Genomic DNA, 14,681 nt, shown 5'->3' on the forward strand with positions numbered 1-14,681 from the left:
CGCCCCCTCAGCGGGCGGCTGGCGACCCGGCGTACAGGCCGCGGGGAGCGGCCATCCCGGCGAAGTTGGGGGCCCCACCCGCGACGGCCGGCAGGATGGTCACGCTGTCGCCGTCGTTGATCTTGGCCTCCAACGCGCCAAGGAAGCGGACATCCTCGTCGTTGATGTAGACGTTCACGAACCGGTGCAGCGCGCCGGTGTCGGTAACCAGGCGGCCCTTCAGCCCGTCGTGCCGGCTGTCCAGATCGGCGAAGAGGTCGCCCAGCGTGTCGCCGGCCCCCTCGACGATCTTCGCACCGCCGGTGTGGCTACGCAGGATGGTGGGGATGCGAACTTCGATGGCCATGATGCAATGCTCCTCGGTCGGGAATGCCGAAATGGTGACGGGACGTGGTGGGGTGTTACCGCGCTGGTTTCAGCGGCCAGAACACTCGTAGTCGACCGTCGCCGGGCTCTGCCCGAACATGTAGGACTGCACGGCGTGCGGGTCCACCCCGGCGTCCAGGATGCGGACCGTCTCCTCGGTCACCACGCCATCCACGATCCGGAAGGAGCGAATCTCCTCGGAGTCGGGCTCACGGGTGGAGACGAGCAGGTAGTGCGCGTCGGGCTCACCGGCGAAGGAGACGTCGGTGCGCGATGGGTACGCCTCGGTCGCGGTGTGCGAGTGGTAGATGACGACGGGCGCCTCGTCCCGGTCGTCCATCTCCCGCCACACCCGTAGCTGCTCCATGGAGTCGAACTCGTAGAACGTCATGGAACGGGCGGCGTTCTCCATCGGGATGTGCCGAGTGGCAAGGTCGCTACCGGCGGGACCGGCGACCACGCCACACGCCTCGTCGGGGTGGTCCCGACGGGCATGGGCGATGATCGCGTCCACGATCGCCCGGTCGATGCTCAGCACGCCGACCAGCGTAGCGTCTGCCCGTGCTGGCCGGCGAGGTGGCACCGGTCACGGATCAGTCGATCAATGCGCTGAGCAGGGACTCCTGCAAGTAGCCCAAATACGCGTAGACCGACAGTTGGAACATCCGACTGGACCCCGAATCCGTGGCGACCGCGTCATCGAGCTCCGCGCCGAGATCGGTGCTGTCCCGGATCTCCAGCCGGACGCCCATCGCCAGCCGGGCGTCGTTGAGCGCCCGCAACCACGCCTCGGCCGCCTCGCCATCGAGCCGGACCTCGCCACCGGCGTCGTCGGGGAGCGCCGCGAGAATCGCGCCGGCCTGGTCGATCTTCGCCGTCTTCAGGTCTCCCTCGGTGTACTGACGAAACTCCGCGGCGTCCGCCGCGTCGTCCGGGTAGACCTCCGGGAAGAGCCGCACGACCACCGGGTCGGCGTGGTCGAACGCGTCGGTGAGCAGGCCGACCACCTCGGTGGCGACCTTCCGCAGGACGCGGACCTCGTCTACCGCGAAGGTGGCCACGTAGTGGCCACTACAGCGCTGGAACATGCTCACGCCCGATCCACCGTCGCCCAGAGCCCGTACGCGTGCAGCTGCGCCGCGTCGTGCTCCATCCGTTCCCGGGTACCGCTGGAGACGACCGCCTTGCCCTTGTGGTGAACGTCCAGCATGAGCTGCTCGGCCCGCCCTCGGCTGTAACCGAACAACTTCTGAAAGACCCAGGTCACGTACGCCATCAGATTGACCGGGTCATCCCAAACGATCGTCACCCACGGTCGGTCGGGCGCCGGCACCTCGTCGGTGTCCGGCGTCTCGAGTGGTGCAACCTGTGGAGCCGCCATGCCCCCATCGTGCCACCGGATCCGCCGAATCGAGGAACCGGAACACCGACCGCTCGCCGGCCGACGCCGGCGCGGGCGCCACGGCCGGCGACAAGGTGACGGCGAGCACCACGATTGTTCCTGGGCCAGGGCGGTACGGAGCGCGTGGGAACTCTAGGCTGAGCCGGGTGAGCACCCTGGGCCCCGCGCTGCTGACCGACCACTACGAGCTGACCATGGTCCGCGCCGCGCTGCGGGACGGCACCGCCGACCGCCGCTGCGTGTTCGAGGTGTTCAGCCGGCGGCTACCGACGGGGCGCCGCTACGGTGTCGTGGCGGGTACCGGTCGACTGGTGGAGCTGATCCGGGATTTCCGCTTTGATGTCGATGAGGTGGAATTCCTCCGGCGAACCGGGGTGGTGGACGACGCCACCGCGCAGTGGCTCACCGCCTACCGCTTCACCGGCGACATCGACGGTTACGCCGAGGGGGAGCTCTTCTTCCCCGGATCGCCGATCCTCACCGTCTCGGGCACGTTCGCCGAGTGCGTCGTGCTGGAGACGCTGGTGCTGTCGGTGCTCAACCATGACTGCGCCACCGCGGCGGCAGCCACCCGGATGGTCACCGCCGCCCGCGGACGCACCCTGATCGAGATGGGCTCCCGACGCACCCACGAGGAGGCGGCGGTAGCGACGGCCCGCGCCGCCTATCTGGCCGGCTTCCGGTTCACCTCCAACCTGGCCGCCGGCGAGCGCTACGGCATTCCCACCGCGGGCACCGCAGCGCACGCCTTCACCCTGCTGCACGAGGACGAGCGGACAGCATTCGCCTCCCAGGTGGCGACGCTGGGCAGGGACACCACCCTGCTGGTCGACACGTACGACATCGGCCAGGGCATCCGCAACGCGATCGCGGTGGCCGGGCCGGACCTGCGGGCGATCCGGATCGACTCCGGTGACCTGGCGGTCATGGCGCAGCAGTCCCGGGACCTGCTCGACTCGCTCGGCGCCACCGAAACGAAGATCATTGTCTCCGGCGACCTCGACGAGTACGCCATCGCCGCACTCGCCGCCGAACCGGTGGACATGTACGGCGCCGGCACGGCCGTCGTCACCGGCTCCGGCGCACCGACCGCCAGCCTGGTGTACAAGCTCGTCGAAGTCGAGGGGCGCCCGGTGGTCAAGCGTTCCGAACAGAAGGCCACCATCGGCGGCCGCAAGGTGGCGGTCCGCCGGCACAAACCGACCGGCACCGCCACCGAGGAGGTGATCGTGCCGCAGGGCGTGCCGGAGCGGCAGCCCAACGACCGGCTGCTGCAACACACCTACCTGGCGGGGGGTGCAATCACGGCGCAGCCGACGCTGGACGAGTCGCGGGAGCACCTGCGGCAGTGCCTGATCTCGATCCCCTGGGAAGGACTGAAGCTCTCCGCCGGCGATCCGGCCATTCCGGTCACGGTCGTACCGGCCGACTGAAGGAGCGACACATGGGCAACGCACTGATCATCGTGGACGTGCAGAACGACTTCTGCGAGGGCGGCTCACTCGCTGTCGGCGGCGGCAGCAGCGTCGCGGCCGGGGTCAGCCAGCTCCTCGCCAGCGCACCGGACCGCTGGAACCACGTGGTGGCGACGAAGGACTACCACATCGATCCCGGGGCGCACTTCGGCGATCCGCCGGACTTCGTCGACTCGTGGCCCCCGCACTGCGTGGTGGGGACGCCCGGCTCGGAGTTCCACCCCGACCTGGTCACCGACCGAATCGAGGTGATCTTCCACAAGGGCGAGCACGCCGCGGCGTACTCCGGTTTCGAGGGGCACACGGACCAGGGCGAGTGCCTGGCCGACTGGCTCCGGCGGCACGCGGTTGACCAGGTGGAGATCGTCGGGCTCGCCACCGACTTCTGTGTCCGGGCCACCGCCCTGGACGCGGCCGAGGAGGGCTTCCAGACCACCGTCCGGCTGGACCTGACCGCCGCCATTGGGCCCGACACGGCCGACGCGGCACTACGAGCCTTCGCCGGCGCCGGGATCAGCACCCAGGGAACGCCTGTGATCAGGGCCGCATGAGCCGTTAACACGTTCGTCGCCGCCGGCATCGGGCTCTTCCTGCGCAATCCACCGGTCCGGGGCGCCAGCGACGCGGCCGGCCCGCGACGAAAGGTGCCGCGGCGGGAGTGGCTCACCGCCCGAATGGTCGCCGTGCTGGGCGTCTGAGCGCTCGCCTCGCTGATCGGCGGCTTCGCGTACGGGGCGATCACCCGGTCCCCGGCTCCGCTGGTGCTGCTGGCGGCGCTGGGCACCGCCACGATCCCGGTCGGGCTGACCGACGACGGGCGCCGGCCCGGGGTATTCCCCCCGGAGCGGCGCCCGTCGTCGGTGCGTACGGCGAAGCGTCAGTGGCGGTCTCGGTCGCTCGCCACGTCCTGGCTGGCGCCACCATCGGCTTCCCTGGTCAGCAGCTTGACCCCACCCTCGGACGGGGCGGCGGCCAAGGGGGTCTGCCCGGTGGCCAGCTCGGGGAACTTGTGGTCGAACGCGGGCCGCTCGGAGCGGATCCGTGGCATCCGGTCGAAGTTCCGCAACGGCGGCGGCGAGCTGGTCGCCCACTCCAACGAGTTGCCGTGCCCCCACGGGTCCTCGACCTCGACCACCGGACCCGACTTGTACGACTTCCAGCAGTTGTAGATGAACGGCAACGTCGAGATACCGGTGATGAACGCACCGACCGTGGAGATCATGTTCAACGTCGTGAAGCCGTCGATCGCCTGGTAGTCGGCGTACCGCCGGGGGAAACCCTCGTTACCGAGCCAGTGCTGCACCAGGAAGGTGGTGTGGAAGCCCACCATGGTCAGCCAGAAGTGCACCCGGGCGAGCCGCTCGTCGAGCATCCGGCCGAACATCTTCGGGAACCAGAAGTAGATGCCGGCGAAGACGGCGAAGACGATCGTGCCGAAGAGCACGTAGTGGAAGTGGGCCACCACGAAGTACGAGTCGGAGACGTGGAAGTCCAGCGGCGGGCTGGCCAGCAGCACGCCGGTGAGACCACCGAAGAGGAAGGTGACCAGGAAGCCGACCGAGAAGAGCATCGGTGACTCGAAGCTGATCTGCCCCCGCCACATGGTGCCGATCCAGTTGAAGAACTTCATGCCGGTGGGGACGGCGATGAGGAAGCTCAGGAAGCTGAAGAAGGGCAGCAGCACCTGGCCGGTGGCGAACATGTGGTGCGCCCAGACGCTCATCGACAGGGCGGCGATGGCGACGGTCGCGGCGACCAAGCCCTTGTAGCCGAAGATCGGCTTGCGGGAGAAGACCGGGATGATCTCGGAGACGATACCGAAGAACGGCAGCGCGATGATGTACACCTCGGGGTGCCCGAAGAACCAGAAGAGGTGCTGCCAGAGCAGCGGCCCGCCGGTCGCCGGGTCGTACACGTGGGCACCGAGGATGCGGTCGGCGGCGAGCGCGAAGAGCGCGGCGGCCAGCAGCGGGAAGATCAGCAGCGCCAGCAGGCTGGTGACCAGCATGTTCCAGGTGAAGATCGGCATCCGGAACATGGTCATGCCGGGCGCACGGAGGGTCAGGATCGTGGTGATCATGTTGACCGAGCCGAGGATCGTGCCCAGACCGGAGATCGCCAGACCGACGACCCACATGTTGGCGCCCACGCCCGGCGAGTGCTCCACGCTACTCAGCGGGGTGTAGGCGAACCAGCCGAAGTCAGCGGCGCCACCCGGCGTGATGAAGCCAGCGGTGGTCAGGGTGCCGCCGAAGAGGAAGAGCCAGTAGGCGAAGCTGTTCAGCCGCGGGAAGGAGACATCCGGGGCGCCGATCTGGATCGGCACGAGGTAGTTGCCGAAGGCGAAGACGATCGGCGTCGCGAAGAACAACAGCATGATCGTGCCATGCATCGTGAACAGCTGGTTGAACTGCTCCGGTGACAGGAACTGCAGCCCGGGCCGTGCCAGCTCGGCCCGCATGATCAGGGCCATCAGCCCACCGATCATGAAGAACGCGAACGCGGTGACCATATACATGATCCCGATCTGCTTCGCGTCCGTGGTGCGCAGCAGCCGCGCGAAAGCCGACCCCTGAACCGGCTCTCGGACCGGCCAGGGCCGGGTCACGACCGGCTTGGGTGCGACGGTGGTCACGAGTGGCCTCCGGTTCTGGGTTGTCCCGCTCGGCACGCTGTGCGGAAAGCGGCCGTCATCCGCAAGGAGGATAGTCCCCGACAGGTGGCCCGGCTGCGTGGGGTGGCCGGGTACTCTGCCCGGACACGAGTCCCATGTCCGTTACCCGCCTCGGGGCGAGCAGCCGAACGGACTCACAGTGGCCCCAGAAGCAGCCGGTAGTGGTCGCCGAAGATGCGCCCACCCCGCCCCCGCAGCAACGGGTCCCGCAACGCCGGTGCGACGTCCCGGGTCCGGTTGCGGTCCCGGGTCCGGTCCCGCACCCAGCGGGTTCGCGGGCGGCGGCGGCTCTCGTACGCCGTCAGCGCCGCGTCGATGTCGCCGGTCGACCTCCGCAGCGACTCGGCGAGCACGACGGCGTCCTCGAGCGCCATCGCGGCCCCCTGCGACAGGGTCGGCGCGGTGGCGTGCGCGGCGTCCCCGACCAACAGCACCCGCCCCCGGTGCCAACGGCCCAGCTCGACCTCCTCGGTCACGGTGGCCCGCACGTGTCCCAGACAGTCCAGCACCTCCGGGATCGGTCCACCGTAGTCGCCGAACAACTCGCCGAGCCGGGTCATCGGGTCGGCCGGTGCGACGACACCGGATTCGTCGGCGTAGCAGTACAGCCGACCGGGGCCGACCGGAACGATCAGAAAGCCGGTCTGGTGGCCGAGCAACGCGGTCCACTCCGTTACCGGCGGGCCGTCGCGCACCACGGCGCGGTAGACCACCTGGCCGGTGCGGCGGGGCGGACCGCCCAGCGCGGCGAGGGCGCGGACCTCGGATCGCGGACCGTCGGCGCCGATCACCAGGTCGTACTCGACGGTCTCACCGCCGGCGAAGGTAATGCCGACGGTCGTCGGGAAGAGGTCAACGGCGTCGAGCCCAACTCCGTACCGCACGACTCCCCCGGCCCCGGTGAGCAGGACGCGGTGCAGTTCGCTCCAGAGCAACGCCCGGCACTGGCCGACTCCGGACCAGAGCGCGTCGAGGTCGACCTCACAGAGCGGCGCGCTGGTGGCGTCGCGGAAATACTGTCGGCGGATCACCTGGCCGAGCGGGCGGACCGGGCCGTCCAGTTCGAGCCGGCGCAGCGCCCGGTCAGCGTTGCCCGGCAGGTAGAGGCCGCTGTCCACCAGGTCGCCGGGGGAGAGCCTGTCGATGAGGTCCGGTCGGAAACCCGCCATCTGCAGCGCCCGGGCCACGGCAAGACCGGCGAGACCCGCACCGACGACGAGGATACGCAGGGGGAAGCCACCCATGGTGGTGTACGCCTCCGGGAGGGTCGGGGGCACGCGTTGGAGGCAAGACATTACTTGGAGCTATCGACCCACACCAGTCTCCGGCGTCCGCCGGACACCCGGCGGAAGCCGACAACTCGCCGGGCCCGCCCTAGTCGGTGGTCGGATCGGTCAGCCGCCAGGCGGCGTTGATCAAACCGATGTGGGACAGGGCCTGCGGGGTGTTACCGAGCTGCACGCCGGTGCGCGGGTCGATCTGCTCGCTGAGCAGCCCGACATCGTTGGCGTACCCGGCCGCCCGCTCGAACAGCGCCCCAGCACGCTCCCGCTCCCCGGCCAGCACCAGGCACTCGACCAGTAGGAAGCTACAGAGCAGGAAGCCGGCCGGATCGGTTTCCCACCGCCGGATCAGCCCACCCCCGGCACCCAGGACCCGCTCCACCGCGTCGATCGTGGCCCGCATCCGCGGATCGGTGGCCGGCAGAAAGCCCACCACCGGCAGGAACAACACGGAGGCATCCAGCTCGTCGGAGCCGAACACCCCGGTGTACGCCCCAGCCCGCTCACTCCACCCCGACCGCAGCACGGTGTCCCGGATCTCGTCGCGGATCGTCGCCCAGCGATGCGGGTCCGCGCGCTCACCGAGCCGGGGCGCCAACGCCACCGCCCGGTCCAGCGCCACCCAGCAGAGCACCTTCGACGACAGGTGGTGCCGGTCCGTGTCCCGGGTCTCCCACATGCCTCGGTCCGGCAGCTGCCAGGTCTCGGCGACCTGCTCGGTCAGCCCACACACCATCTCGCGCACCTCGTAGTCGAGGGGGTCACCGAGCAGGTGGTGCAGGCGCCACACCGCCGCCACCACCTCACCGGGTACGTCGAGCTGCCGCTGCCGCCAGGCGTCGTTGCCGAACCGCACCGGGCGGCTGTCCGCGTACCCGCGCAGGTGCTCCGCGACGTGCTCGGAGATGTCCCGCTCCCCCGCCAGCCCGAAGAGCACCGGCACCGGCTCGGCACCGACCTGACCGATCGAATGCGCCGCCCAGGTGAACAACCGGGACGCCTCCGCCGGGCAGGCCGCCACCCAGAGGGCCCGCAGCGTCATCGAGAAGTCGCGTAGCCAGGCGTACCGGTAGTCGTAATTGCGGTCTCCGCCGAGTTGCTCCGGCAGGGAGGTGGTGAGCGCCGCGGCGACCGCGCCACTACGGGCATAGGTGAGCCCGGTCAGCACGACGGCGCTGTGCCGCACCAGCTCCGGGTAGCACCCCTGGTAACGGTGGGTCTCCCGGAAGGCCTCCCACGCCTGCACCGTCTCGGCCAGCATGGCCGACGGATCCAGCCGCACCGACTGGCCACCGTAGGCCGCCCGATAGCCGGCGGCGAAGCCGACAGTCTCTCCAGCCGCGACCTCGAACTCGGTATGCACCCGGTCCGTCCCGGCGCACAGGGTCAGCGAATCCGCGCAGAGCTCCACCACCGTCGCACCGGCCATGGCCAGCACTGTCCCGCCCGGCTGGTCGTGCAGGTACGGGGTGAGCAGTCCGTGGTCAGGACGGGGCACGAACTCCGACGCCAGCCGCACCCGCCCGGAGAGCCCCTCGACGCACCGCAGCAACACCGCGGGCGAGTTCAGGCCAAGCTGGTGCCCCCGCGCCCCGCGTTCGGCGGCGAGCGCGTCGGTGACCGCGACGCTCCCCTCCGGCGTGTGGTGGACGGTACGCAGCACCAGAGTCTCCGGCCGGTACGCGCGCTCCACCCGCCACCCGGGACGGTCCGCGTCGACCGGTGCCAGCCGCCAGTGGCCCGCCTCGGGATCGAGGATCCGCCCGAACACCGCAGGAGAGTCGAACCGATCCGGGCACCACCAGTCGATGGAGCCGTTCCGACCGACCAGCGCGCCGGAGCGACAGTCGGACAGGAACCCGTAGTCGGCGATCGTCGGCTGGTCCACCCACCGCGGATACCCCGAACCCGGCCGGTCAGGCCGGTTCGGCGCTGCCCGCACCTCGAAAACGGTCCGGCCACTTCGGCGCTGTCCGTACTTTCGCCGCTGTCCCGCCGTTTGCGCCCGGGCTGAGCGGGAAGAGTCTGCCCGACCGGCCCTGCGACCTCCAGCCCGGCCGCACTGACCCGGTCTCGCCAAGTCCCCGCTGGTGTACCGCCGTACGGCTGCGCTGGTGGGAGACGGCCAGAGCGCGGCGACGTACCGACGCGGGTCGGACGGCACCGTGCACTCGTTGCCCCACCGCCGCCCTGCGCAGCGGTGGGGCGCTCGGGTGTAGGGGCCCGTCAGCGGATAGCGCCGGGTCCGGTCGGGCACCCCAACGCCGGGTGCCCGCACGCGCCGAGGGAAGCTCGGGTCATGGCTGCTCGGTGAAGCCGAACTGCACGATGCCCTCCTCGTCCACGGTCACGTCCACAGCGGCATCCCCGAGCAGTTGGGCCGCGTCCGAGTCGAGGAATATCCGGGCGCCCTGGTTGTCCACCACCTGGTCACCGGCGACGGGGCCCTCGACCAGTTGCACGGTGAGCGAGCCCTCCTCCGGGTCGGCGGCGATCCGGACCCCACCGTCATTCGCGACGTCCTGCTGATTGGCGAGGTCTCGGATCACCAGCACGGCGTTGTCGGTCATGGTCAGCATGGCGGAGCTCCTCATGGTCCTGGGATTCGCCACCGGCCGCAGATGGGGCCGGGGAACCGGCGGCGATCGCCGCCGTGGCCCGGGACCGCGTTGGGTCCCGCACGCCAACGGTGCCCCTTGGCGGGGGCCTGCGTCATCCCGGGCCGCCAGCCCGTACCTGATCGGGTGAAAACCAGTGCCCCAGCCCACAGGTCGGGGCCACCGTGCTAACGCAGGGACGGACGGTCAGCTCCGCTCGAGGACCACCACCGGGATCTCCCGGTCGGTCCGGGCCTGGTAGTCGTCGTAATCTGGCCAGATCGCCGCCATCGTGGCCCACATTCGCGGCTTCTCCTCCGGGCTCGCCACCCGCGCCCGGGCGGTGAACCGCTCCGCACCGACCTGCACCTCGACCCGCGGATCAGCGCGCAGGTTGAGGTACCAGGAAGGATGCTTCGGCGCGCCCCCCTGCGAGGCGACCAACAGATACGCGTCGCCGTCGCGTCCGTAGATGAGCGCGGTACGCCGCAGCGAACCGCTTCTCCGTCCCCGGGTGGTCAGCAGCAGCGTGAACACGCCGGGCCGAAACTCATGCCCGTCCGCGCCGTCGGTGCGTTCGTATCGAGCGATGTGGTCGGCCACCCAGTCCGTGGGACTGTCCTGCACCTGCTCGGCCATCAACGACTCCCATCCTCTGTGGTCGATCTATTGCCCCCACGCTATCGGGTCCCGCGGCCACTCGACCGGTTCGCCCGGTCAGCGCGGCACGACCACCGGGTGGCTCCGGTCGGGGCGGCGCGGTGCGGTGTGGCTGCCGAGCGGCCCGGATCAGCCGATCTGAAAGCCGAGCGCCTGGGCCAGCACCACCGCCTGCTCGGCGCTGACGATCGCCCCAGCCCGCTCCACCCCGACCGGATCAAGGTTGGTGAGGTCGCTGCGACGCAGGTCGGCGCGGGACAGCTTCGCGTGTGGCAACTGCGCCCCGGACAGGTCGACCCCGGTGACGGTCGCGCCGCGCAGATCCGCTCGGGTCAGGTCGGCCTCGCGCATCCGGACGTCAACGATGCGCGCGCCGCGCAGATCGGCGCCCGGCAGCGCGACAAATGACCAGTCACCACCGACGATCGTCAGCGGCCGCAGGTCACACTGGTCGAAAGTGCTGCCGATCAGCTTGCAGCCGGTGAACTCGGCAGCGAAAAAGTTGCAGCGGCGAAAGACACAGCGCGTGAAGGCCGTGTTGATATGTCGGGAGGCGTTGAAGCTGACGTTGCCGAACGTGCACCCGGTGAAGAGCGCGCCACGGGTGGTCGCCTCGGTGAGGTCGACCCGCTCGAAATGGCAGCCGACGTAGTGTCGTTCGGCGATCTCCTCGCCATACCAGTCCTCGTCGCGGAGGGTTACCCCATCGTGCTGATCCGGCATCGCGCCAGGCTACTTCCCGACACCGACAACAACGGCCGACCGAACCGGCACCCGCAGCGACGAGGGCAGCGCAGCCGCGACGACGAGGGCAGCGCGGCCGCACTGCCGGACGGCGACGTGCCGCGCGGGGCCGAGATCAGCGTTCCCCGGGCGGTGGCCGGGCGGCATCCCTAGCCTGAGGGCGTGGGCAACATCGTCGTCTTCGGGGCGGGCGGAACCGCGGGCTCCCAGATCACCCAGGAGGCATTCCACCGCGGGCACCGGGTCACCGCTGCGGTACGTCGGCCGGAGGCCACCTCATACCTACCGGCAGGAGTGCAGGTGGTGACCGGGGACGCGACCAGCGAACGGAGCGTACGGGAGCTGGCCCCGGAGGCGGACGCGCTGGTGGTGGCGATCGGTGGCGGGGAACGCGGCCTCTGGCTAGACGCGGCGCGAACGCTGGTCAGCGCGGTTCGCGGGACACCGAGCCCGCCCCGGATCATCCACCTGGGGGGCGGGGCCACGCTCTGCACCCCGCGAGGCGGCCGGTTCCTGGACGAGCCCGACTTCCCCCAGGAGTACCGGGACGCCGCGCTGGGCCAAGCCGACGCCCTGGCGTACTACCGGTCCGCGGCCGACGGGGTGCGCTGGACGTACGTGTCACCACCGCCGCTGGAGTTCCACCCCGGCGCCCGGACCGGGCACTACCGCACCGGCGGGGACCACCCGGTAACCGATCACGAGGGCCGGTCGGTCCTCAGCTACCAGGACATGGCCGTCGCGATCGTTGACGAGATCGAGAACCCACGGCACGAGAACACCCGTTTCACCGCTGCCTACTGACCCGACACCGTCGGCCTGGTGGTCGGCGGGCGCGGCGGGCGGGCGGGCTGCGCGGGCACCCGGGGGCGGACCGGCGGGCGCCAGGAGCGGCCGTTGGCGTAGATCACCCGGAAGCCGAGGTACGAGGCGAGTGGCGCCCAGTGCGCCGAACCCATTCGTAGTTCAGCCGCGTTGTGCCGCTGCCCGTTGGCGAGCACGTCGAGCAGCACGGTCTCGAAGGCGGCGGACTCCACCCAGTCGACCTCCCGGGTGAAGCCGCAGATCAGGGCCGCACCGGTGGAATCCAGGAACGCTCGCAGCACCGCGTCGTTGGCGCGCAACACCGAGCAGCTGCCGAAGTAGAGACGCCGCCCCTCACCGCGGCCAGCCATCAGCTCGGCCACGTCGGTGAGGGCCACCGACTCCCAGTCGGTCAGGCGCAACCGGCTGGGCTCCCCATGGGTGGCGAAGAAGCCGACCCGGTAGTCGGCGTACTGCTTGAGCAGCCAACGGTCAACGAAGTAGAACAGTTCGTCCCGGGTCGCCGCGTCCTTGTGGATAAACCGGATCCGGCTCAGTCGCTCCAGCAGTTCCAGGGTGGGCAGGACCGAACCGCGCTCGTTGAGGTCACGGTGCCACTGGCCCTCGATACAGAAGACACCGCCGCGCGCCATCTGGTACCTCCCCTCGTCAGCGGCGCCGACGTTACCGGCTGGGCGGCGGCAGGCCGGGCGTCACCGCCTGGTGTGGCGCGAAGGGCCGTGGCCCGTGCGGGCGAGACGCGGTGACCAGCTCCGACGGGCCCGGGGTGAGGCCCGGTGTCGGGGCACCGCGATGACCCCGACACCGGGAGGTTCAGTGAACAACCACCGGGGTGCGCGGCTCGCCCGGCTGGTCGTCGCGCGACGGTGACCGATCCCGCCGCCGGGGCAGGAACGCGGCCGGGATGAAGGTGAGCAGGACCAGCGCGAAGGCCACCCAGAACGTGGTGGCGAAGGAGTCGGCGGCGAAGGCGAGCCCGCGCTCGATGAGCGTCGGGTCTGGGACCTGCTGGGCCAGTTCCGGCTGCCGCTGGGCGCTGATCGCCAGGCCCGCCTCGGTGACCGGCTCCCCGTTTGGACCGGTCAGGCCGGGGATCGGCCGGGATCCGTTCAACTCGTTGGTGAGGATCACCGACATCACCGCCGCGCCGACCGAACCACCGATCTGCTGGATGATGTTCAGCAGGGTAGAGCCGCGGGCTACCTCCGGCCCGGTCAGCGTCCGCAGCGCCGAGGTCATGATCGGCATCATCGTGCCGCCCATGCCCAGACCCATGACGAACAACGAGCCACAGATCAACAAGTACGAGGTCTCTGGCCCGACCTGCGTGAAGGTGAAGAACCCGGCGGCGATCAGCACCAACGCGAACGGCACCGTTCGCCCCACGGGCACCCGGTCGGCGAGCGTCCCGGCGATCGGCATCGTCACCATCGCACCGATGCCCTGCGGCGCGATGAGAAGGCCGGCGTGCAGGGTCGACTCCCCGCGCACCTGCAGGAAGTAGCTCGGGAAGAGCAGACCGGCGCCCATGAACGCGACAATGAACACGAACATCGTCACCGACGCGATGGTCAACCTGCTGTTCCGGAACAGCCGCAGGTCGAGGAGTGGGTGCCGGGGCTTGAAGGAGTAGCGGACGAAGGAGACGACCAGCGCGGCGCCGAGCAGCATTGGCACCCATACCTCAGGGTCGGCGAAAGTGCCCACCTCGGGCAGCGTGGAGACGCCGTAGAGGAAGAGCGCCAGCCCCGGGGAGAGCATCAGCATGCCGAGGAAGTCGAACGACTCGGACGGCTCCGGAGCGTCCTTCGGGAGGGCCAGCCGCGCGTAGACCAGGGCGAGCAGCCCGATCGGCAGGTTGATCAGGAAGATCCAGTGCCAGCTCGCCACGTCGATCAGCCAGCCGCCCAGGATCGGACCACCGATCGGACCGAGCAGCATCGGGATGCCCAGGACGGCCATCAACCGCCCGATCCGGTGCGGCCCCGCCGCCCGGGTCATGATCGTCATGCCGATCGGCATCAGCATGCCGCCCCCGAGGCCCTGCAGCACCCGGTACGCGATCAGCTCGCTGATCGTGTCCGCGGTGGCACAGAGACCGGACCCGATGGTGAACAGGGCCAGGGCGATCATGTAGAGGCGTTTCGTGCCGAACCGGTCGGCCGCCCACCCGCTCAGCGGGATCACCGTGGCCAGGGCGAGGGTGTAGCCGGTCATCGTCCACGCGACCCGGGCGTAGGACGCGTCGAACTCACTCTGGAAGGTCGGTAGCGCGACGCTGACCACCGTCACGTCGAGGATCGACATGATCGCGCCGAGCACGACCACGCCTGCCACCTTGAGCACCGTGGCGTCAAGCTTGTCCGATGTCGCGCCCGGCTGGGGGGACGCGACCGATTGTTGTGTCACGAATTCTCCTGATGTCGGTTCGGCCGAGGGAAGGTCGCTGCAGGCACGCCACGACAGCCGCCATGGGCGGCGGTTGGCCAGGAAGAGCGGAACCGCAGGAAGACTAGCCCTCCCCACCGACAACTCGCCGACGATTTTGACGCTCGCAGAAACCCGCTGGCAGGTGTTCCTCGTCACGGCGTGGCCGACCCGGGGATGATGTCGAAATCCCCACCCCTGCTCCGTCCCACCCACGAACCCCGACGA

Annotated in this window: 16 protein-coding genes and 1 pseudogene; 5 read left to right on the forward strand and 12 right to left on the reverse strand. The window is 70.0% G+C overall.

The window, feature by feature from the left end; genetic code table 11:
• Positions 1-7: 7 nt before the first annotated feature.
• The 4 genes from AC1UKG_RS13065 to clpS all read right to left on the reverse strand — a co-directional run bounded on the left by AC1UKG_RS13065 (position 8) and on the right by clpS (position 1,747).
• Positions 8-346, reverse strand: a complete 339-nt coding sequence (locus AC1UKG_RS13065) for a MoaD/ThiS family protein (protein WP_482641782.1) — start codon at positions 344-346, stop codon at positions 8-10.
• Positions 347-415: 69 nt separating this feature from the next.
• Positions 416-904 (reverse strand): M67 family metallopeptidase, encoded by a 489-nt coding sequence (locus tag AC1UKG_RS13070; RefSeq protein ID WP_018742166.1) that lies wholly within the window; start codon positions 902-904, stop codon positions 416-418.
• A 55-nt stretch (positions 905-959) separates the two neighbouring features.
• Positions 960-1,454: a DUF2017 domain-containing protein gene (locus tag AC1UKG_RS13075; RefSeq protein WP_196230300.1), complete on the reverse strand. Its 495-nt coding sequence runs from the start codon at positions 1,452-1,454 to the stop codon at positions 960-962.
• A gap of 2 nt (positions 1,455-1,456) precedes the next feature.
• Positions 1,457-1,747, reverse strand: coding sequence for an ATP-dependent Clp protease adapter ClpS (gene clpS, locus AC1UKG_RS13080; protein ID WP_018742164.1), 291 nt, complete (start codon positions 1,745-1,747; stop codon positions 1,457-1,459).
• A 167-nt stretch (positions 1,748-1,914) separates the two neighbouring features.
• Here clpS and AC1UKG_RS13085 point away from each other — a divergent pair, with 167 nt between their 5' ends.
• The 3 genes and pseudogenes from AC1UKG_RS13085 to AC1UKG_RS13095 form a co-directional block, all read left to right on the forward strand.
• Positions 1,915-3,201 carry a nicotinate phosphoribosyltransferase gene (locus tag AC1UKG_RS13085; RefSeq protein WP_018814985.1) on the forward strand — a complete coding sequence of 429 codons (1,287 nt, stop codon included), beginning with the start codon at positions 1,915-1,917 and terminating at the stop codon, positions 3,199-3,201.
• A gap of 11 nt (positions 3,202-3,212) precedes the next feature.
• Positions 3,213-3,794, forward strand: a complete 582-nt coding sequence (locus AC1UKG_RS13090) for an isochorismatase family protein (RefSeq protein ID WP_018814986.1) — start codon at positions 3,213-3,215, stop codon at positions 3,792-3,794.
• A 15-nt stretch (positions 3,795-3,809) separates the two neighbouring features.
• Positions 3,810-4,049, forward strand: a pseudogene (locus tag AC1UKG_RS13095) (MFS transporter); the annotation flags it as partial.
• A 71-nt stretch (positions 4,050-4,120) separates the two neighbouring features.
• On the opposite strand, the gene ctaD reads toward AC1UKG_RS13095, so the two are convergent.
• The 6 genes from ctaD to AC1UKG_RS13125 form a co-directional block, all read right to left on the reverse strand.
• Positions 4,121-5,878, reverse strand: coding sequence for an aa3-type cytochrome oxidase subunit I (gene ctaD, locus AC1UKG_RS13100; RefSeq protein WP_018742161.1), 1,758 nt, complete (start codon positions 5,876-5,878; stop codon positions 4,121-4,123).
• A gap of 173 nt (positions 5,879-6,051) precedes the next feature.
• Positions 6,052-7,161: an FAD-dependent monooxygenase gene (locus AC1UKG_RS13105; RefSeq protein WP_026271626.1), complete on the reverse strand. Its 1,110-nt coding sequence runs from the start codon at positions 7,159-7,161 to the stop codon at positions 6,052-6,054.
• A 130-nt stretch (positions 7,162-7,291) separates the two neighbouring features.
• Positions 7,292-9,088: a glycoside hydrolase family 15 protein gene (locus AC1UKG_RS13110; RefSeq protein WP_018742159.1), complete on the reverse strand. Its 1,797-nt coding sequence runs from the start codon at positions 9,086-9,088 to the stop codon at positions 7,292-7,294.
• Between the two features lie 409 nt (positions 9,089-9,497).
• Positions 9,498-9,779: an adhesin gene (locus tag AC1UKG_RS13115; RefSeq protein ID WP_018723180.1), complete on the reverse strand. Its 282-nt coding sequence runs from the start codon at positions 9,777-9,779 to the stop codon at positions 9,498-9,500.
• A 225-nt stretch (positions 9,780-10,004) separates the two neighbouring features.
• Positions 10,005-10,436, reverse strand: a complete 432-nt coding sequence (locus tag AC1UKG_RS13120) for a nitroreductase family deazaflavin-dependent oxidoreductase (RefSeq protein WP_018742158.1) — start codon at positions 10,434-10,436, stop codon at positions 10,005-10,007.
• Positions 10,437-10,586: 150 nt separating this feature from the next.
• Positions 10,587-11,180, reverse strand: coding sequence for a pentapeptide repeat-containing protein (locus AC1UKG_RS13125; protein WP_018742157.1), 594 nt, complete (start codon positions 11,178-11,180; stop codon positions 10,587-10,589).
• Between AC1UKG_RS13125 and AC1UKG_RS13130 the strand changes: the two genes are divergently transcribed.
• Both AC1UKG_RS13130 and AC1UKG_RS13135 read left to right on the forward strand, forming a co-directional pair.
• On the forward strand, positions 11,166-11,354 hold the full coding sequence (locus AC1UKG_RS13130; RefSeq protein WP_018814987.1) for a hypothetical protein: 189 nt from the start codon (positions 11,166-11,168) through the stop codon (positions 11,352-11,354). The genes AC1UKG_RS13125 and AC1UKG_RS13130 overlap by 15 nt on opposite strands.
• Positions 11,355-11,363: 9 nt before the next feature.
• Positions 11,364-12,005 carry an NAD(P)H-binding protein gene (locus tag AC1UKG_RS13135; RefSeq protein WP_018742156.1) on the forward strand — a complete coding sequence of 214 codons (642 nt, stop codon included), beginning with the start codon at positions 11,364-11,366 and terminating at the stop codon, positions 12,003-12,005.
• On the opposite strand, the gene AC1UKG_RS13140 is transcribed toward AC1UKG_RS13135, so the two are convergent.
• Positions 11,999-12,658, reverse strand: coding sequence for a DUF6642 family protein (locus tag AC1UKG_RS13140; RefSeq protein ID WP_018742155.1), 660 nt, complete (start codon positions 12,656-12,658; stop codon positions 11,999-12,001). The two genes, AC1UKG_RS13135 and AC1UKG_RS13140, sit on opposite strands and share 7 nt — an antisense overlap.
• A 181-nt stretch (positions 12,659-12,839) precedes the next feature.
• On the reverse strand, positions 12,840-14,435 hold the full coding sequence (locus AC1UKG_RS13145; RefSeq protein WP_482641783.1) for a DHA2 family efflux MFS transporter permease subunit: 1,596 nt from the start codon (positions 14,433-14,435) through the stop codon (positions 12,840-12,842).
• Positions 14,436-14,681: the final 246 nt, after the last annotated feature.

Source organism: Salinispora sp. CH2A1_6 (genome assembly GCF_056820975.1).